General features: G+C 37.0%; 28 protein-coding genes and 1 pseudogene. 28 read left to right on the forward strand and 1 reads right to left on the reverse strand.

The features are described 5' to 3' along the window. Positions 1 to 70 precede the first annotated feature (70 nt). The 28 genes and pseudogenes from KI375_RS22240 to KI375_RS22370 all read left to right on the forward strand — a co-directional run bounded on the left by KI375_RS22240 (position 71) and on the right by KI375_RS22370 (position 17,162). Positions 71 to 394 carry a nucleoside triphosphate pyrophosphohydrolase family protein gene (locus KI375_RS22240; RefSeq protein WP_212975597.1) on the forward strand — a complete coding sequence of 108 codons (324 nt, stop codon included), beginning with the start codon at positions 71 to 73 and terminating at the stop codon, positions 392 to 394. A gap of 2 nt (positions 395 to 396) precedes the next feature. Further along, entirely contained in the window at positions 397 to 585 is a 189-nt protein-coding gene (locus KI375_RS22245; RefSeq protein WP_212975598.1) for a hypothetical protein, read from the forward strand. A gap of 31 nt (positions 586 to 616) precedes the next feature. Beyond that, entirely contained in the window at positions 617 to 898 is a 282-nt protein-coding gene (locus KI375_RS22250) for a hypothetical protein (protein ID WP_212975599.1), read from the forward strand. Between the two features lie 36 nt (positions 899 to 934). Then, entirely contained in the window at positions 935 to 1,366 is a 432-nt protein-coding gene (locus tag KI375_RS22255; protein ID WP_212975600.1) for a beta-sandwich lipoprotein, read from the forward strand. Next, positions 1,366 to 1,530: a hypothetical protein gene (locus KI375_RS22260; RefSeq protein WP_212975601.1), complete on the forward strand. Its 165-nt coding sequence runs from the start codon at positions 1,366 to 1,368 to the stop codon at positions 1,528 to 1,530. Before KI375_RS22255 ends, KI375_RS22260 begins: the two co-directional genes overlap by 1 nt. Beyond that, positions 1,527 to 1,883 carry a hypothetical protein gene (locus tag KI375_RS22265; protein ID WP_212975602.1) on the forward strand — a complete coding sequence of 119 codons (357 nt, stop codon included), beginning with the start codon at positions 1,527 to 1,529 and terminating at the stop codon, positions 1,881 to 1,883. Before KI375_RS22260 ends, KI375_RS22265 begins: the two co-directional genes overlap by 4 nt. 1 nt (position 1,884) lies before the next feature. Beyond that, positions 1,885 to 2,316, forward strand: coding sequence for a transcriptional regulator (locus KI375_RS22270; RefSeq protein WP_212975603.1), 432 nt, complete (start codon positions 1,885 to 1,887; stop codon positions 2,314 to 2,316). Between the two features lie 176 nt (positions 2,317 to 2,492). Further along, positions 2,493 to 2,963 carry a lipoprotein gene (locus tag KI375_RS22275; RefSeq protein ID WP_212975604.1) on the forward strand — a complete coding sequence of 157 codons (471 nt, stop codon included), beginning with the start codon at positions 2,493 to 2,495 and terminating at the stop codon, positions 2,961 to 2,963. A gap of 62 nt (positions 2,964 to 3,025) precedes the next feature. After that, positions 3,026 to 3,307: a hypothetical protein gene (locus KI375_RS22280; protein WP_212975605.1), complete on the forward strand. Its 282-nt coding sequence runs from the start codon at positions 3,026 to 3,028 to the stop codon at positions 3,305 to 3,307. Continuing rightward, positions 3,297 to 3,626, forward strand: a complete 330-nt coding sequence (locus tag KI375_RS22285; protein ID WP_212975606.1) for an HNH endonuclease — start codon at positions 3,297 to 3,299, stop codon at positions 3,624 to 3,626. Before KI375_RS22280 ends, KI375_RS22285 begins: the two co-directional genes overlap by 11 nt. A gap of 158 nt (positions 3,627 to 3,784) precedes the next feature. Further along, positions 3,785 to 3,943: pseudogene (locus KI375_RS27550) on the forward strand (helix-turn-helix domain-containing protein); the annotation flags it as partial. A 27-nt stretch (positions 3,944 to 3,970) separates the two neighbouring features. Further along, positions 3,971 to 4,297 (forward strand): hypothetical protein, encoded by a 327-nt coding sequence (locus KI375_RS27555; RefSeq protein ID WP_244852977.1) that lies wholly within the window; start codon positions 3,971 to 3,973, stop codon positions 4,295 to 4,297. Positions 4,298 to 4,300: 3 nt separating this feature from the next. Next, the gene (locus tag KI375_RS22295; RefSeq protein WP_212975607.1) at positions 4,301 to 5,983 is read left to right on the forward strand and encodes a terminase large subunit domain-containing protein; all 1,683 of its coding nucleotides are present in this window, start codon (positions 4,301 to 4,303) and stop codon (positions 5,981 to 5,983) included. A 38-nt stretch (positions 5,984 to 6,021) separates the two neighbouring features. Beyond that, the gene (locus tag KI375_RS22300) at positions 6,022 to 6,195 is read left to right on the forward strand and encodes a hypothetical protein (protein WP_212975608.1); all 174 of its coding nucleotides are present in this window, start codon (positions 6,022 to 6,024) and stop codon (positions 6,193 to 6,195) included. A 44-nt stretch (positions 6,196 to 6,239) separates the two neighbouring features. After that, complete coding sequence (locus KI375_RS22305) at positions 6,240 to 7,391, forward strand: phage portal protein (RefSeq protein ID WP_244852979.1); 1,152 nt, start codon at positions 6,240 to 6,242, stop codon at positions 7,389 to 7,391. Continuing rightward, the gene (locus tag KI375_RS22310; RefSeq protein WP_212975610.1) at positions 7,388 to 8,077 is read left to right on the forward strand and encodes a head maturation protease, ClpP-related; all 690 of its coding nucleotides are present in this window, start codon (positions 7,388 to 7,390) and stop codon (positions 8,075 to 8,077) included. Before KI375_RS22305 ends, KI375_RS22310 begins: the two co-directional genes overlap by 4 nt. A 23-nt stretch (positions 8,078 to 8,100) precedes the next feature. After that, positions 8,101 to 9,264 carry a phage major capsid family protein gene (locus KI375_RS22315; RefSeq protein ID WP_212975611.1) on the forward strand — a complete coding sequence of 388 codons (1,164 nt, stop codon included), beginning with the start codon at positions 8,101 to 8,103 and terminating at the stop codon, positions 9,262 to 9,264. A 109-nt stretch (positions 9,265 to 9,373) separates the two neighbouring features. Continuing rightward, the gene (locus KI375_RS22320) at positions 9,374 to 9,835 is read left to right on the forward strand and encodes an Ig-like domain-containing protein (RefSeq protein ID WP_212975612.1); all 462 of its coding nucleotides are present in this window, start codon (positions 9,374 to 9,376) and stop codon (positions 9,833 to 9,835) included. A gap of 53 nt (positions 9,836 to 9,888) precedes the next feature. Then, entirely contained in the window at positions 9,889 to 10,131 is a 243-nt protein-coding gene (locus KI375_RS22325; protein WP_212975674.1) for a phage gp6-like head-tail connector protein, read from the forward strand. Further along, the gene (locus KI375_RS22330; protein ID WP_244852963.1) at positions 10,115 to 10,483 is read left to right on the forward strand and encodes a phage head-tail adapter protein; all 369 of its coding nucleotides are present in this window, start codon (positions 10,115 to 10,117) and stop codon (positions 10,481 to 10,483) included. The genes KI375_RS22325 and KI375_RS22330 overlap by 17 nt, the downstream gene beginning before the upstream one ends. After that, positions 10,480 to 10,881 carry a hypothetical protein gene (locus KI375_RS22335; protein ID WP_212975613.1) on the forward strand — a complete coding sequence of 134 codons (402 nt, stop codon included), beginning with the start codon at positions 10,480 to 10,482 and terminating at the stop codon, positions 10,879 to 10,881. Before KI375_RS22330 ends, KI375_RS22335 begins: the two co-directional genes overlap by 4 nt. Further along, on the forward strand, positions 10,881 to 11,261 hold the full coding sequence (locus KI375_RS22340; protein ID WP_212975614.1) for a hypothetical protein: 381 nt from the start codon (positions 10,881 to 10,883) through the stop codon (positions 11,259 to 11,261). Before KI375_RS22335 ends, KI375_RS22340 begins: the two co-directional genes overlap by 1 nt. An 11-nt stretch (positions 11,262 to 11,272) precedes the next feature. After that, complete coding sequence (locus tag KI375_RS22345; protein ID WP_212975615.1) at positions 11,273 to 11,881, forward strand: major tail protein; 609 nt, start codon at positions 11,273 to 11,275, stop codon at positions 11,879 to 11,881. A gap of 128 nt (positions 11,882 to 12,009) precedes the next feature. Continuing rightward, positions 12,010 to 12,390, forward strand: a complete 381-nt coding sequence (gpG, locus tag KI375_RS22350) for a phage tail assembly chaperone G (RefSeq protein ID WP_212975616.1) — start codon at positions 12,010 to 12,012, stop codon at positions 12,388 to 12,390. A gap of 23 nt (positions 12,391 to 12,413) precedes the next feature. Next, on the forward strand, positions 12,414 to 12,557 hold the full coding sequence (gene gpGT, locus KI375_RS22355) for a phage tail assembly chaperone GT (RefSeq protein WP_212975617.1): 144 nt from the start codon (positions 12,414 to 12,416) through the stop codon (positions 12,555 to 12,557). A gap of 13 nt (positions 12,558 to 12,570) precedes the next feature. Further along, complete coding sequence (locus KI375_RS22360; protein ID WP_212975618.1) at positions 12,571 to 16,317, forward strand: tape measure protein; 3,747 nt, start codon at positions 12,571 to 12,573, stop codon at positions 16,315 to 16,317. Between the two features lie 3 nt (positions 16,318 to 16,320). Continuing rightward, positions 16,321 to 16,989 (forward strand): distal tail protein Dit, encoded by a 669-nt coding sequence (locus KI375_RS22365; RefSeq protein WP_212975619.1) that lies wholly within the window; start codon positions 16,321 to 16,323, stop codon positions 16,987 to 16,989. A 14-nt stretch (positions 16,990 to 17,003) separates the two neighbouring features. After that, positions 17,004 to 17,162: a hypothetical protein gene (locus KI375_RS22370; protein ID WP_212975620.1), complete on the forward strand. Its 159-nt coding sequence runs from the start codon at positions 17,004 to 17,006 to the stop codon at positions 17,160 to 17,162. Here the strand turns inward: KI375_RS22370 and KI375_RS22375 are convergent. Further along, entirely contained in the window at positions 17,159 to 18,151 is a 993-nt protein-coding gene (locus tag KI375_RS22375; RefSeq protein WP_212975621.1) for a hypothetical protein, read from the reverse strand. The two genes, KI375_RS22370 and KI375_RS22375, sit on opposite strands and share 4 nt — an antisense overlap. Positions 18,152 to 18,163 lie beyond the last annotated feature (12 nt).

The raw sequence follows: 18,163 nt of genomic DNA on the forward strand, positions 1-18,163 counted from the left end.
AGACGTTCAAGAAGAAACGGAGCCATTTTTGTGGAGAATGTTTTAGGAAATTAATCGGGAGGGTTTCAAAATGAACTTTAAAGATTTTCAAGCTGATAGCATGCGGACTATGCCTAAAATAAATGACGAATTGGCAATGGCCAATTATTGCATGGGCCTAGCAGGAGAATCGGGAGAGGTCGTGGATCAACTCAAGAAAGTCATTTTCCATGGGCATAACTTTGATCGTGAAGCAATTGAAAAGGAGTTAGGCGATGTGCTCCATTATTTATCGGGGATCGCCACTCTTCTGGATATTTCCATGGAAGAGATAGCTTATAAGAATCTTGAAAAATTAAAAAAGCGTTATCCCGAAGGATTTAGCAAAGAAGCTAGTCGAAATAGGGTTGAATAATCATGAACTACGAAGAAGCCAAACGCCAATTAAAACATGCTCTTGAAAATCAGCAAACGATCTCCATTTCTAAACTTAAAAATTTAATGACGGCTCTGAATATAACTTTGGAGCCTTCTAGAGATAAAGAGGTTCGATATTTAAAGAACGAGATCCGGAAGCTGAATAAGAAGTTAAAGGGTCGGAATTGATAGAGAAGACGACACAACGGAAGGTGATTGAATGAGTAAATTTAAAGCTATAGTTTCTGCACATATTTGGCTTGATGACGATGGTCACAAAGATATCGAGATATTAACACAAGTCGATAATGACGATGATATAGGAGATATATTTTGTGATATTGACCACGCTTTACTTGATAACATTGATGTAGGCGATAGTACCGATTATTACTTTATGGCAATCGTTGAATCTGAATTTGTCAGAACTGAAACTTTAGAAGGTGTGGAATATGATGTTGAGCATTCTGTATCTGAAATAAATTCGGTAACTGATATTTAGGTCACATTTCGAACAATAAGCGAAGGAGATAGAGGGATGAAAAGAAAACTAATAGCGATTATGATGTTGTCTCTAATCATCATGTTAGGGGCATGTACTGCAAAAGATACTGTATCTCAAAACATTAGTAGAGATTCAGATGAATTTAGAGTAGTGAGACGTGTTGTGTTTTACAACTCCATCACAGACACTTACATGATGGAGATGACTGGAAATATAGCAATAGACATAAACCGTGATGGTGTTATAGAGGTAATCGCAAAGATTGGTCCCGATGAATATCAGAAGCATTATTTAGGATTGAGTGATAACGTGACCTACACAGTCGAGCAAATAGGCACAGTTGATGCTTCTGAATATAGATATAAGATGATTTTCAAGCCCGAAAGTATTATCCCAATTGATTTTGATTACAAAAGTGGGGAAGAACCAATGAATGAAGTTGATGAAGTCTTGGAGGGAGAATAATGAATATTAATAAAATGGTTGAATTGTCCAAGGCAATAGATAATGGTTTTCCCAACTCAAAAATAAAAAAATGGGTATCTGAAGAAAATCTTGAAGATATTGAATTAGATACAGAACACGGCTATGTAAAAATAGAGTTTTATCCCAAGGAGGATTCAGAATGACTGATCAGGAACGGTTGGAAGAAATACAGGAACAATTTGATTATGGAGCTAAAAACGGTTTTGAAGACTATAACGTTGCGCTAGCAGATATTAAATGGCTCATTTCCACTGTGGTGGAGCAGCAAAAGTTAATAGCCCATTGGAAAAAAGGATTTGAAAATGAAAATAAAATTGCTGGAAGGCTACGGAAAAAGTTTGAAAGATTAGAGAAGGAAAACGCCCGATTACAGAAGACTTTGGAATTTTATGCAGATAAGAAAACATACGAAACTAACGTAACCGATCAGTGGGAGCCCATTACTCCTATTGATCAGGATCAGGGAGATAAGGCACGTAGGGAATTGGGGGAATAACATGTTACAAACAACGAAGATCACATTCAAAAAAACCGAAGCTGAATGGTACAACTATCACCATACGTTAAAAGAGATCGCTAGGCTTCGTGAGGAAATTATGAATCCATTTGAGGAGGAACCGGATGATCCAACGATCGTGAAAGGAGCTAACTCAGTTAGGTCACCGGGTGATCCTACGGAGAGAATGGCAACAAGGTTAACGACAAGTAGGCAGTTAACTTATTTGATATCGATCGTTGAAGCGATTGAGCAAATATATAAGGCTTTGCCAGATACTCATAAGAAACTTGTTAAGCTTAGGTATTGGACTAAAAACAATCCAAAGACATGGGATGGGATCGCAGATGATCTCAAAGTAAGCAAACGACAGGCGATGAGATGGAGAGATGAAATCATCACGACAACGATAGATTTGTTAGGATGGAGATAATTGTCACTATAATGTCACTTTCGGGCTCTTAAAAAGGCTTATTATGATAGTGTGGAAAAATTATACAAATATCCCTTGCCTGTTACGGATCGTACAAGCAAGGGATATTTTTCTTATTGCAACCTTACTGGAAATATTAGACAATAGTCCTATGTATATCATAGGGGGATGATTAATTGAAAAGGGTGTTGTTTGTCTTTGTTGCCATATTGTTGTTGGCGGGGTGTGGAGACAAAAATAATTATAATGTTTCAGATAAAGAGAAACCAAAAGTAGAAGTGATATCCGAAAAAGAACACAATATCACACTGGTAACAAACGATGATTTGGAAATAACATTAAACAGTTCGAAGCACGAACGCTCTAAAGAGCTAGATACTGTAGAGTTTTTAATGACAATAGAGAATAAGAAAAATAAAACATTTGAATACAACTTTAGAAATTTACAACTTGATAGCAATCGTAATGTAGGTTTGGGGATGGACACTTTCGAGGTAAAACCTAATGAGACCATTCAAATTAAAGTTACGGGAATGGATACAAGTCATTTAGAATTCGAGGAATACATCGGTGGTGAATTCGTTTATAATGCCTATGACAGCGACATAAGGACTGACGAAGTAGCGTTCTCAGAGTATATAAATTAATTTTTAAGACACCCACTTAAATGTAGGTGTCTTTTTATTATACCTAAAAGGAGATGTAGAAAATGGATAAACCGTCGTTTACCTATCGAAGAGAAGGTTCAGGCCCAAAAATAAAGAAAAAGAAATTATTAGTAATTGAATTGCAGGATGAAAACTCAGTGCCGAAGGTATTTTATAAAGGTGAAGAGATTCACTTGAAAACAAATATAACCTTTGATTGGGAAACAACAACTGCTGATCCAAGCAAAGGTGGATTGACATACGCCATTGAACACTACGAGCATGGCAAGGTTCCCACGGTACTCAATAGGATAGAGCGCAGGGTCAATGGTCATGCTACTTGAATACAAAACAGAGGAACAAAAGAAATCTTTTTATAACTCTAATGCTTGGAAGAAGTTAAGGCTAGATGCATTAGAACGTGATAACTATGAGTGTCAACACTGTAAAGAAGCAGGGGGCGTTACGGTTGACAGTAAGAAGGTGGAAGGAAAGAAGAAAGAGATAGTACTCAACGTGGATCATAAGTATCCTATAGAACATTACCCGAAGCTTGCACTTGTATTGGATAACCTACAAACGTTGTGTGTCTATCACCATAATGTGAAAGAAGGCAGAGTATTTAAAAAGAGTAAACCGAAGTGGGACGATGAGAAATGGTAGAGGCCCCCGGTCAAAAACTTTTGTGAAAAATTCTTAGTGGAAGACCGGGCAGATGGCTCGTTTAAGCAGATGTATCAAAATATTTTGCCCCTCCCCTCCCTGGTAGTCGGTACAGAAAGAAGGTGATTAATTTGGATAAACAAAAAGTTGGCTTTCGGATGCGTGAAAAACGGAAAGAGCAAAAGCTTACACAGGTTGAGTTTGCTAAAACGGTAGGCATATCAACAAATTACTATGCAAGTCTGGAACAAGGGAAAAATTCTCCCAGTTTAGATGTACTGGCTAGGATTGCAAAAGCGTTAGATGTATCTGTACTTTATTTGTTAAACGACAGAATCGACGACATGGAAAGCCGAGTGGAGACAGAAGCTAGAAGGTTGAAGAATCTTTTCAAAAGCATCCCTCAAAACCAACTGGATGTTGCAGAAGGATTAATCACGCAAGCTGCACGGCTTAGAATTTTACTCGATGATAACTGGAAAGATATCTTGGAAAATGGGGAGTATGAAAAATTTAAACAAAGTGAAAATCAAGTGCCATATGACCGCAAAAGACCGATTGTTGAGAATTATGACAATCGTGATAAAACCTATCAGTCGATCATTAAACAACTAACCGATTTATTGCCACGAGCCAAACCGGATAGGAAATCGAAGTTACTAGGTCGATAGCCTATGCTGCATAACAAGTATGTTGAGGGTTATATAAAAAAATGGAAATGTGGCAAGATTTTACTTAACAAAAAGAGAATACAATTAATTTGTTTGATTGAAAAACATATACTGCCCCGTGACGATCTTTATTATTTTGATGATGAACAAATTGAAAACTATATAGAATTTAGTGAAAGCTGGTATTTTGAATTAGATGAATGGGAAACGTTTATAGCCCCATTCATTTTTTTATTTCATAGAGAAGATGATGAGCTTGTTTTTGATGAGTTTGTAATCAACATGGGGCGTGGCGGTGGAAAGAATGGTTTTATTTCTACTCTTGCCAATTACTTCATCAGTGAGCTACACGGGATTGATTATTACGATGTATCTATAGTGGCTAACTCAGAAAAACAAGCAAAGAGAAGTTTCCAAGAATGTTATCGCACCATCAAGAAAAAAGGAAACGAAGTTTTAGAAGAAGAGTTTGAAGCTTATAAAAGCAGTATCACAGGTTTAACTACTCAATCTGTTTTTGAGTATAAAACTAGTAATGCCGGTTCCCAAGATGGCGGTCGTGAAGGTACGGTCATCTATGATGAATACCACGAGATGGAAACTACAGAGATAGTAGACGTGTTTTCAGGTGGTTTAGGAAAAGTAGATTGTGGAAGACAATTTTTCATTGGTACCAAAGGATTCGTTCGTGAAGGATATTTTGATATTAAGTACCGAGAATGTGAGGATATCCTAAATGGCCTAATCGAATTTGGGGGGACTTTCCCCTTCGTTTGTGAATTAGATGACCTAGAAGAAATGGACGACCCTTCAAACTGGGCGAAAGCTAATCCAGCATTCCAAGAACCATTAAATAAACGCGGCAAAAGATTATTTAATACGGTCATGAAAGAATATACGAGGTTAGCAAATAACCCATCTGGTCGTGCAGCATTTGTCACAAAGCGAATGAACTTCATCGAAGATAATATGGAAAACTCAGTGGCTAGTTGGAAGGAAATAAAAGCTACTAATCGGCCATTTTTTGAACTCAACACAAAGCCTATTGGGTCCTTGGACTTTGGAAGTGTGAGAGACTTTGCAGCATGCGGATTATTATTTAAAAAAGGCGATGAGTTTGCTTTTAAAACATTTAGTTTTGCGATCAAACAATTCTGTGATGTGCATTATGGGTATTCTAATAGCGCAAATATCTTAGGCACAGAGAAAAAAGCACCTATAAAAGAATGGGAAAAACAAGGGTTGATGAAAGTCATTGATGAACCGTCGTTGAATCCGATGCACATCGTAAATTGGTTCATAAACATGCGTGAAAAATATGGTGTTGAAAAAATAATTGCCGATAATTATAAGCTAGACATATTGCGACCATTGTTAAAAGAACAAGGTTTTGAAGTAGAAGGAATTAGACGCCCCTCAAGTATCCATCCTTTACTTGCACCACGAGTAGAGGATGGTTTTGCAAATCACAAATTTATTTTTGAAGACAACCCATTAATGCGATGGTATACAAACAACATTTATGTAAAAGAAACGCAGGCGGGAAAGCAATTTTTAAAGAAAGAAGAAGTTAAACGTAAAACAGATGGGTTCCAAGCGTTTATCCATGCCTTATATCGAGCCAACGATTTAGAAGAAAACAATGTTGATGATGTACTAGATTTCCTTGATAACTTTGAATTTTAGAAGTAGAAATAAGACCGTGAAAGGAGTGTGACTGATAAATGGAATCTGTTTTATTAATCAATAGTATGTGGGATTACGAAATAATGCACTTATTTAAACAAGGTTTATCTGATGAAAAAATAGCCGAACAAATACCTTTTGGTATTGAATATGTTACTAGATTAAGAGGAAGATTAGCAGAATTATCTTATACGCAACAGAAAGGAGTGTGATCCATATCTAATCCACCATGAAAGGATGTGATTAAAATTTGAGTGTGTTCGATATGTTTAAACGAAATCGGGAGTTGGGCCAAGAAATCAACGAAATTCTCGATTTAGAATTTTGGGGATTGGAAGTTGATCAGCGGCTTTATTTAAAACAGTCTGCCATTGAAACATGTGTCAATTTAATGGGTAGGACCATTTCCACAGCTGATTTTCGCTTTATTAAAAATAAAAAACGTGTAGATCATGACTTTGATTATTTGCTCAATGTTCGTCCCAATTCAAACCAAAGCGCAGCTGAATTTTGGAAAGACTTTATTTATACGCTTCTTGTGGAAAATGAAGTGCTTGTCATTTTAAGTGATACTAACGAATTACTGATTGCTGATAGTTTTGACAAAATACCATACGCGTTATACGAAGATATTTTTAAAAGCGTAACTGTAAAAGGATACACCTTTAAACGTGATTTCAAGATGAGTGAAGTCATTTATATGACCTACAATAATAAAAAGTTTACTAGATTTTTAGACGGCATGTTTAAAGATTATAGTGACCTTTTTTCTCGTATGATCGAAACAAAGATGTATGAAAATCAAATTAGAGCATTGGCGGGAATTGAAACCACACAAAATTTAGATAAAGAAAATCAAAAAAAATTGCATAATTTTATTCAACGTTTGTATCAAAATTTTAGAAAAAGTGCATTCGCTATCGCTCCAAAAGTTAAAGGATTTGATTATGAAGAAATCACCAAGGGACAAGGTACTAAGTCTCAATCAGTTGAAGAGTTGGAAAAGTTAAGAAAAGACACCACAAAACAAGTGGCCAACATTTTAGGGATTCCGTCCGCATTAGTCCTTGGAGAGTTGTCCGAATATGAAACAGCGATGAAAGCTTATATCCGATTAACCGCCAAGCCTTTAGTAGAGCAGATCAAAGATGAACTAACAGCTAAGTTGATTGACGAGCGAGATTACAAGAATGGCTTGCAGCTGAAAGTTTACGGTGTAAATGAAAAGAGCCCTCTTGAAATGGCACAGGATGCCGACAAGCTAAGAGGTTCAGCCGTAGCAAACGGGCATGAAATACGTGAAATGATTGGGCTTGAACATTCTGATGATCCGATTCACGATAAATTCTTTATTACTAAAAACTACAATATGAGTGATAATGCAATTGAAGGAGGTGAGAAAGATTGAAGCATAAAATCAAAGGCGACATTATTTCATGGAATAGTTCCATTTGGGATTTGAATCAAAAAATGAAGTCCATCAAAGAGGATGAAGATATCACGCTTGAAATTAATTCCTATGGTGGCGATGTTTTCTTGGGAATCGACATCATGAATACATTACGATCTCACCAAGGCAAGGTAACAGTAATAATTACTGGTATCGCTGCAAGTGCCGCCTCTATAATCGCAATGGGTGCCGATACAATTAAAATGTTTTCCAATACCCAGCTTATGGTTCATAACGCATGGACTTATGCAACTGGTAACGCTAAAGAATTACGTAAAGTGGCTGACGACTTAGAATCAATTGGTGAATCTGTACTTGCATCATATACACACCGAGTTGACGCTGATACTGTTCAAAAGTTTCTCGATGAAGAAACGTATATGGCGGCCAGCAAAGCAAAAGATTATGGATTCATTGATGAAATTGTGGATGATGTAGCTGAAGAAGTGGAAAGTGAAATATTCTCAAATAAAGCTAAGGAATTCAATAGCTCTATTTCTAAAAATGATGATAATCAACTGGAAAATAAAATTGTTAATCTTGAAAATGAAATTGAAAGACTTAAGAAAAAATTAAATGAACAAGAGCCGAAACAAGAATCCAAACAGCCAGTGGCTGCTAAACAAAGAGGGTTCTTTTTTTAATTTAAAATTAGGAGGAAAATTGTATGACGATTAAATTAAATGGAAAAATGGAAAACTTTAAAGCTAAGAAAGAAACCTACACAAAATTATTGAAAGATGAAAATGCAACACCTGAACAGTTACAAAATGCAGTTGATGAGATGTTTGTTGCTTTGCAAGAAGATTTAACAGAAAAGATTACAGCGGATGCTCGAAACAGCTCACTTGATACGCAGGTGTTAGTGTCTCGTGGCAGTCATGTTCTAACATCAGAAGAAACAGCTTTTTATAATAAAGTTGTTGAGGATGGCGGTTTTAATGACGAATCAATTTTCCCTGAATCTGTACAAGATCGAATTTTTGAAGGGTTAGTAAAAGACCGTCCGTTGTTACAAGCAATTGGTCTTCAAGACTTGGGAGCAGTTACGAAATTCATTTATTCTGATCCGACACTTGCTTATGCTTGGAAAGAAATTTTTGGTGACATTTCTGGTCAAGTTAACAATGCTTTCCGTGACGAAAAAATCACTCAACTTAAACTAACAGCATTTGGTGCGATTCCGAACGATATGCTAGAACTTGGTCCAGTGTGGGTAGATCGCTACATGGTTACTCTTTTAATCGAATCTTTAGCCGCTGGTTTAGAATACGGTCTTGTTAATGGTCGCGGACCAGCACAAGATGAACCAATTGGATTATTAAAAGACGTTGATCCAGAAACCGGGGCAGTTACAGATAAAAAATCTTCGGGAAAATTAACGTTCGCTCCATCTGAACGTGGTGAAGTGGTTGTTGGTGAATTATATGGCATGCTTTCTAAGTTGTCTAAAGATGCAAAAGGCAAGTATCGTAAGGTGTTAAACAAAGTTGTAATGTTTGTTAACCCAATTGACTTATTAGCGGTCAATGCACGTCATACAATCCAAAATGATGCAGGGCAATTTGTAACGAACTTACCATACAACATTAAGCCTGTTGATTCAGAGGAAATCCCTGCTGGTAAGGTTGCTTTCCTTGTGCAAGGCGAATACATTGCCGCTATCGCAGGTGCTTATAAATTGAAGAAATTTGACCAGACATTAGCAATTGAAGATGCTTTGCTTTATACAATTAAACGATTTGCTAACGGTCGTCCAAAGGATAATCAAGCAGTGCTTGTCTATGACCTAGACATTCAATTCCCTGTACCTAGTGAGGAAACGCCCTAAACAGCCTGTAAATGTAAAGGCTAGTGGTACAACCGATAAGCAGACGAAGCTTATCTGGAACTAGCCTTTATACAGGGCTATTTTTTATAGACGAGAAAGGAGAATATTAATGGCATATAACGTCTATCAAGACGATGAATTGATTGCAGAAGAAATTAAGGATAAAGAGTACACTGTTACAGGTTTAACACCTAACACAGAGTATTCTTTTTCTGTTTCAGAAGTAATTGGCGATAAAGAGTCAGAACGGTCCGAAGCTATTATTGTAAAAACAAATTATAGCGATCCGACAGCTGTAGAAGTATCTCCAAAAACAAACAACCTTGAAGTTGCGGCTACTCGTAATTTAACGGCAACAGTTACGCCATCCACAGCTATACAAACAGTTAAATGGTCTAGTTCAGACGCTAAGATTGCAACCGTAGATGCTAACGGGAAAGTGACAGCCATTGCCGCAGGGACAGCAACCATTACAGCGGAATCAACAGAAAAAAATACCATTAAAGGAACTGCTACCGTTACTGTGACAGCTCCCGAACCTGAACCAGATCCAGAAGAACCGGAAGAATGAGAGAGGTGATCTAATTGGTCACTGATGATTTATTGAAAAAGTTTAAAAAACGTATGCACATTTTTCACGATGGTGAGGATGACAATTTGAAAGAGTTGTTGTCCTTTTCTATTGCCTTCGTTGAATCAAAAATTGGCGAGTTTGACATCAAGGAAAACAAAAAAGCAACTGAATTAGTCTTTGAGCGTACTCGATATGCCTACAACGATGCTCTTGAATACTTTGAAGACAATTTCCTAAGCGAAATTATTTCTTTAAGTCTTGAAATGGCTGGTGACGATGATGTGGAAGAATGAATACAAACCACCACGATTAAAGAGTAGTGATTTGCGTATTCCAGTTACGTTTTATGAATACGAAGAAAAGCAAGGACCACTGCCAGGACAAAAAGAAAAGAAAATTTTGTTTGAGTGTCTAGCTAAGATTGATGGCATTTGGCTTAAAGATATGGAGCGAGCTAAACAAAACGGCACCTTATCAGAAGTCACAGTTATCATTCGTGATCCGATCGGTAGTTATGTGCCCACTAATAAGCATTACATTGAGATTAACGATGATTTGTATCCTGATCATTATAATATCAAACACGTCCAGCCTGATGTGCAGGACCGTAGTTTCATCAATATTATTGGGAAATTAGCGTCATGATCAAGATGGAATTAAAAGGTGTGGATGAGTTACTTGCTGAGTTAGAAAGACGTTTCGGCAAAGAAAATATGGAGCGTATAAGCGATGAAGCACTTATAAAAGGCGCAGAATTATTTGTGAAAATATTAAATGCTTATATCGGTACAGGTGGAAAGTATGCTAAGGGTTGGTCTGTCGATGACACATCTATTGAAGGTCCAGTTTATATAGCCGGTATTAAAACAGTGAAGATACATTGGAACGGTCCCCATGGCCGTTATCGTATCATCCACTTGAATGAATGGGGTACGGTTAAAATACCTAATCCACCACGTAAAGGTGCCATTGCAAAAGCGCTGAGAGAGGCAGAACAAGTTTATCGTAATGCTGTAAAACGGGCCGTATTGGAGGGGATATGATGATTTGGACAATTTACAATGAATTAACGGCTGATGGAGTTATCAGTGATTTAATCGGCAATAGAATAAAATTTTACGAATACCCTGAACCGAATGATGTAAAGGAAACTCATATCATCATTGATCCTCTTGATCCCCCGAAGCCAGGTGACTTTGCGGATGATAACTGGCTTACCGATGATTATTTGTTCCAAATTGATGTGTGGTCAAAAGATATGGTCGCGCGCGATCTTATTGCTAATAAAATTCGTCACGTAATGTGGCAATTGAATTTTAGGCAAATAGGCGGTATGGATGAGTATGACAAGGAATATGACATTTATCGTGATGCCCGTCGATACCGAGGAAAAGCTTATAGAAAAGATTTTAATAGATTATAGGAGTGATATAAATGCCAGAAGTAGAAAAGAATTATTTATCCTTTACGGGATTGACTGATTTTTATTATGGGACAACAAAAAATAACGATTCAGGTATAAATGAAACAAAAGCAGAGCATCTAAAGTTTTTACAAAACATTAATATTACTACCCCACAGGAGATTGTGAAGGCATACGGAGATAACGGAGTAGCAGAAATGGCCATGTCCACAGATGCAACCCAATTAACTACTCAGTTCCACAAAATCCCGATTGAAGATCGTGTTGTTATTTACGGTTGGGAAACTGCCGATGATATGCACGGATTATCTGATAACCCTAACCCTCCATACATTACTTGCATGTTCACTCGTACGATGGAAGATGGTTCAACGGAGCATATTGGATTTACAAAAGGTAAGTTTAAGATGGCTGACGTTGAAGGGGAAACAAAGGGTGAGTCTGTCACGTTTGGCAGTGATTCAACAGAAGGGGAATTTATGGCTCGTGATGTGGACGGATTTAAAAAGAAAATGACATTTATCATTGTATCGGATGAACCAGGAGAAACAGAAAACCGCAATAAATTATATAAGAAAATCTTTGGAGTAAAGCACCCTGATGACGTAGAAACACCCTAATAAACCCGTAAATGTTACTGCCACGTCAACTGATAAAACAGTAACTTTAAAGTGGGAGTAATACAGGGATGGATCAATAAAGAGCAGGCCTATAAGGTCTGTTCTATTTTTTATTTGGAGGAATGAAAATGGCTAATTTAAAACGTGAAAAAATTGAACTTATTAAAAATCCTAAAGAAGTTAATAAGGGTGCCGAACCTGAGATTGAAAAAGTGTGGACCAATCCTTTCATTTCCTTTGGGACGTCTCGTGAAGCAGTGACATTACTGAATGACGTGATCGGTAATACAAAGATATCTGATGATGACAAAAACGATAAAATTATTGACTTTTTATCGGGTAAAGCATTTGGCGGCAAGATTACAAAAGATGATATTTATAATCGCTTACCCGGTCCAGGATACACTGACCAAGGAAGTGCTCAGGAAGTGTTGGAAGAATTGCTTTACTTTGTAGCAAGTGGACAGTTGACAGATGATACAAAAAACTTCCTAGCGGGGAAGAAATAACCCCGCAAAGCCTAATGAGAAGTATGGATAAATTCGCACGTGATCTTATGAAGGAAGGCAAGGACATCAACGAAATACTTGATATGCCTGTCCATTACGTTATGGAAGTACTAAAAGAAAAAGTTGAAGTCAAACAAGCAAATTCATTTTTTGATTTGTTAGGTTAGGAGGGATGCAAACTTGGAAAAAATTAAAGGCTTAGCAATTGAACTTGATTTAGACCACTTGTCCGTCGATAGAGGCCTTAGAGGACTAAAAGATAATTTACGAACTGTAAATAGTGAAATGAAACGTAATATGTCAGCATTTGACAAGTCAGATCGTTCTGTCGCTAAATATGAAACTCGTTTGTCTGGCTTGAACAAAAAATTAGAAGTACAAAAAGCGGCAGTCGCTGAAGCCAAAAAAGAATATGAAAAAATGGTCGAACAACATGGCCGTGGATCAAAAGAAGCTGAGAAGGCGGCAAGAGAATATAATAACCAAGCTGCATCCCTTAATAACTTAGAAAATTATATTAAGAGAACGAAAGATGAACTTGTTAAGTTCGAACGTGAACAACGGATTGCCAATTCAGCTTTTACCAAGCTTGGCGATAAGCTAGAAAAAGCTGGTGGGAAACTACAAACTGCTGGGAAAAAGATGGGTGAAGTTGGTAGTACTCTGACAAATAAAATCACCAAGCCAGCTGTGGGAGCCGCAACCGCATTGGCTACATTAGCCATATATAAAGGTTTTAAACGGTTAGTTGGTATTGATACAGCTAGAGCGCAATTAAAAGCGTTACGTTATGATGCTAAAACAGTTGATAAAATTATGGCGGCCGCTTTAAAATCCGTTGAAGGAACATCGTACGGGCTTGATGAAGCCGCCACAACCGCTGCAACTGCTGTAGCTGCCGGAGTAAAACCTACCAAAGAACTTGAAAAATACTTATCTTTAGCGGCAGACACCGCAGCTGTGGCCAACATACCATTTAACGAGATGGGCAATATATTTAATAAGGTACAAACTTCTGGAAAGGCTCAAAATGATGTCCTAAAACAACTATCTGAACGAGGCATACCAATCTATCAATACCTTGGTAAAACGATCGGAAAGAGCACAGCAGAAGTCGAGAAAATGGCAAGTAAAGGGAAAATCGACACCAAGACATTTTTAAAAGCTGTCGATAAAAATATTGGTGGAGCCGCTAAAATTATTGGTGAAGAGTCCTTTGTAGCAGCAGTAAAAAACGTTGGTTCGGATATTGGCCGTATTGGAGCTAACTTCCTTGATGCCGGCGGTAAAGGTGGAGGCTTCTTTTCTAAGTTAAAACCATTGCTTGTAGATTTTCGCGGATTGTTAGCAAAAGCAGAAGAAAAATCTGCTGATCTAGGCGTTAAATTTGGTGAAGCCTTCGAGAAAATGATCGAGAAGGCCAAGGAGTTAAAAGCACGTTACGATGATTTATCTCCTGCCCAACAAGAATTTGTCAATAAAGTTTTATTGATTGCGCCTGCTGTAGCAGTTGGGATAGGCCCTGCATTAACTTTGTTTTCCAAGCTAACGATAGTTAGCGGCGGAGTATTGAAAGTAGCTGGTAAATTATCAAAAGCTATTGGGGTTGCTCGTGGTGCAGGTTTGGTTGCTAGTCTAAGCAGTTTAGGGCCATTAGCGATTGGTGGCATTGCAGTTGCTGGATTAGTGGCTGTGGGTGGCGCTGTGTATGCACTGCATAAAAAGTCAGTCAAAGCTAAAGAGGTAAATCTTGATTTAGCTAAGTCGTTATCAGATGAAGCGACTGAATTAGAAAAAGCGGCTGGGGCATTTGATAAGCTGTCAGGTAAAGCAAAAATCAGCAATGCTGAATTGGCAGAGTTAAATGATTTAAACAAACGTATATCCCAATCGAGCAATCCGGGAGAGATTAAAGAACTTCAAATACAATACGATAATTTAGCGAAGAAATCAGGCTTATCCAAGGACGAATTAAAAAGGCTATTTGAAGCTAATGACGCCATTATAAAACAGTCTCCTGATATCGAAAAAACAATATCCGATCAAGGGAACGCTTTTGCTGAAAATACTGATGCGATTAAAGAACAATTGCAGGCAATGAGGGACTTGTCTGAAAGTGAACTTATTGGACAAAGGGCAAAACTGATAGAAGCGGAAAAAGCAGCAAGGAAAGAAATAGCGGATCAAACAGAAAGACAAGAATTTGCTCAACGCCATCTGATGAAACTAGGTGAGTACAGCAATCTGTCCCAAGATGAACTAAATAAAAAGATCGCTGAAACGCTAGAAAAAAAGAAAGGTGTTAATGCAAGTAGCCAAGAAGGAATGGAAATAGAACAAACCCTTGGCGATTTAGCCGCTGTGAAAAATGGCAAAATTGGAAATGCTGTTGATAAACTAAAAAAATATAATAAAGAAGCCCAACAATCAATTGAAAAAGAACAAAAAAAATTGGATGAATTGGAAGCGACAAATGTACTATTGGCTAATATTTATCTACAAAACGCAGGGATTAATAAAGAGGGAGAAAAAGGCCTTGCTCAGTTAGATGAGTCGATATTAAAGAATCAACAAGAAATTGAAAAGCTAGAAGAAAAGAAAAAGAAAACGGGGGAACTTTCCAAGAAAGATCAAGAGCGGCTTGGAAAATTATCAGAGGAACTTGAAAAACATGAGGACGCCAAACTAAAAATATTTGAACAAACAGGATTGTATAGCGATCTCAATAGTCTAGTTGATACACAGATAAATCAATTAGACAATGTTCAAAAGAAACATATTGCAAACTTAGCAAAAACTTCTGATATTAAGGTTGAAGAGGGCAACATCGTCAAACAGCTTCAAAATAAAAATACCGAATATGATAAAGGTATTGGAAAGCTTGAAAAACAAAAGAAAGAAGAAGGCGCTAATAAAAAAGAAATTGATAAGCAGATTAGTGCCCTCCAAAACAAAAAAACAAAGAACGATGAAGTAATAAAGAAAATCCTCGAAGAATTAGGATTGTGGGACAAAGTAAAAGGTTCGATTGATTCTGGTACCGAAAAAGAAAAGCAAAAGGGAAAAGCTACTGACGATACAACCGCTAAGGCTAAAAATCAGGGTGCCCAGATTGACAATAATAACAAGAAAACAGATGCAGGAATCAAGAAGGAACAGGAACGAACAAAGGAAGCCGGTAAATCGGTAGATAAGAATGTAACTGTAAAAGATAAGGGCACGGTTGCTTTACTTGATAAGAGAGCGCAAGCCGCAAAGGAGAAGATCGTTAGACTCAGAGATAATGGCACAGTGGCTGCATTAAATACAAAGGCCAGTGCTCCTAAGTCTAAACAAGTTAATCTAACACCTGGGGCGTCTCTAACCACTTTAAACAGACAAGCATCAAGTCCGATTACTAAGGTTATTAACTTTGTAAGTAAAGGGTTGCCTTTATTTTCAAAAGGGACACCTCCAGAAGGTCATAAAGGTGGACCTGCTGTTATTGGCGAAAAGGGTTCGGAGCTTGTGAAATTGCCAAGTGGAAGATCGTTTTTGTCGCCTAACACAGACACGTTGCTAGACTTACCGCGAGGAACACACGTTATCCCACATCAAGAAACAAAAAGTATTATCAGAAATGCTCCACGTTATGCGACTGGAACCGATGGCTGGGCTAGTTCGTTAGGCAACAGTGAATTTGCTAGATTACTAATGATGAATGGCAAGAGTGAGTCAAATGTTACTGTGCATGGGAATGGGGATTTTAGCGATTTACTTAAAGAAACTATAAAACAAAATGATTACCTACAAAAGATGGTCGATTTGCTTATGTCATTACTTGATAAAGACCTGGAAGCAGTCATAGCTTTTGAACCTGTTTATAACGCAATAAAACAACGGATAAACGAAGATGATTATAGTCAACGCAAGCAAAGGAGGCGGTAATAGATGATTTTTAACGGTATAGAAAAAGAGTATATTACCGTCTTACGAGGTAGAAAACGACCATTCTTTGAAAGAGATGGAGAAAGGCGTATTGAAGTACCTATTCTTATCAAACATGATGGTTTTTCTCATTATCAAAAATTAAAAGAGGAAATTGCGGAATGGTTAATTCACGAAGATGCAAAGGAACTTATTTTCAACGATGATGATGATGACCGCCGCTACTTTGCAATGACTGATGATATTGAAGAAGGTGACGAATACCTTGATATGTCCTTTGCTACCATCGTTTTTATTTGTCACAGTAAGTATAGTGACGAAAGAACCTTTACGCTCAACAAGTCCTTAACAAAATCCATTGATGGCCATAAATCTACACCATGGAAAACGAAAACAACATTCAGCGCGAATCAAACAGGATATGAAATTAAATTTAATAGTCCAGGTAAAACTGATTTACGTGATATTAATAAAGTAAAGCTTAATTATGATTTTGTTGCTGGTGACATATTGGAGATTGGCTATAGCAAACGGAGAGTTACTTTAAACGGTAAAGACATTACTAATACCGTAGTTATTCTACAAAGTAATTTCATTGAGTTGCCAATTGGACAAGTTGAGTTTACGACTAATCATAAGACGGAGTTTTATTACCATGAAAGGTATTTTTAGGAGGAGTATTAACTATGGAGGAAAATTCAAGAATTCAATATTATACCGAAAATTCAGAGGGAGTTACATGTTTAAAAAATTTTGATGCTTCCTTTCAATTAGATCAATTAGATCGAATAGAGAGGAAGCTAGACAAAATCCTAAGCACATTTGAGGAAAGAGGCAAATATTAATTTTCTTGTAAATACTCAAATGCAATAGTATTTATAACGTTGAGCATGAAGTGGCAATCCTCTTTTATAGTTGCACCAGGGCTGGTGTGTGATGCCATATTTCTCATTTTATAAGCTACTTCTAGTCGTGTATTGTCTCTTCTGGTTATTATTCTTTCGTTGACCAGTCTTTCTTTAAGTTTACCAAGTTGAGTGTCACCAGATTTTATTTTTTTTACGCCATTTTCTTCAAGGATTTTAAGACAAAGAGTTTCTAATACTACTCCTAAGGTTGCGGCACATGGTAAAAAGAGATTTTGATGATAAGCTGCCATAGCTTGGTCTAGTTGATATGCAAAATCGTCATCATTAACCAATTCTATTAGCGGTTTTAGATCTAGTAAAGAAAAAGGAAATTTATAGGCATCTTTTGCAAAATAGCTAAGTTTTTTTGTGTTTACAGTTTTAAATTGATCAATTTCTTTTTTTATCAGGTCTATGACTTTGCGTTTTAAACCTTGCACTGTAATATATCGACTCAAGTCAAACTGATCACTAACTAAAGTTATATTATGCTCTATACTCTCATAATGCTCTCTTGTTTCTAGCATTATTTGTGATTTGTCAAATCCATTAGCAGGTAAAAGCTTTTCGTAAAAAAAGCTATACGACTTTCTATAGCTATCTAAGTCATTTAAATCTGAGTGTTTTAACGTAATGAGTATTTCCTCTCGTTTTTCAGGTGTGGATAATATGTAAGTTTGTACTGCCTGACTCAAATTAAATTCATAAGGAAGAACAAAGGCAATTAATGAACAATTTTCTTTCTTTAGAAATCTAAACGGCTCAGGATTCTGTTCTAAACTATCTTTATTAAATGTTTCTAACCTTTCTAGGTAAATAGTTCTTATCTTATCTTCAGCTAGGTTTAGAGTTTTAATAATTTGTTCCTGTTTATCTGGTTTGTCTATCCCTTTGTAATCAAATTCAATTTTATGTTCTTCTGTCATAAATAAGCACCT

It is taken from the genome of Bacillus sp. J14TS2, from assembly GCF_018333015.1.
Taxonomy (GTDB): Bacteria; Bacillota; Bacilli; order Bacillales; family Bacillaceae_C; genus Lederbergia.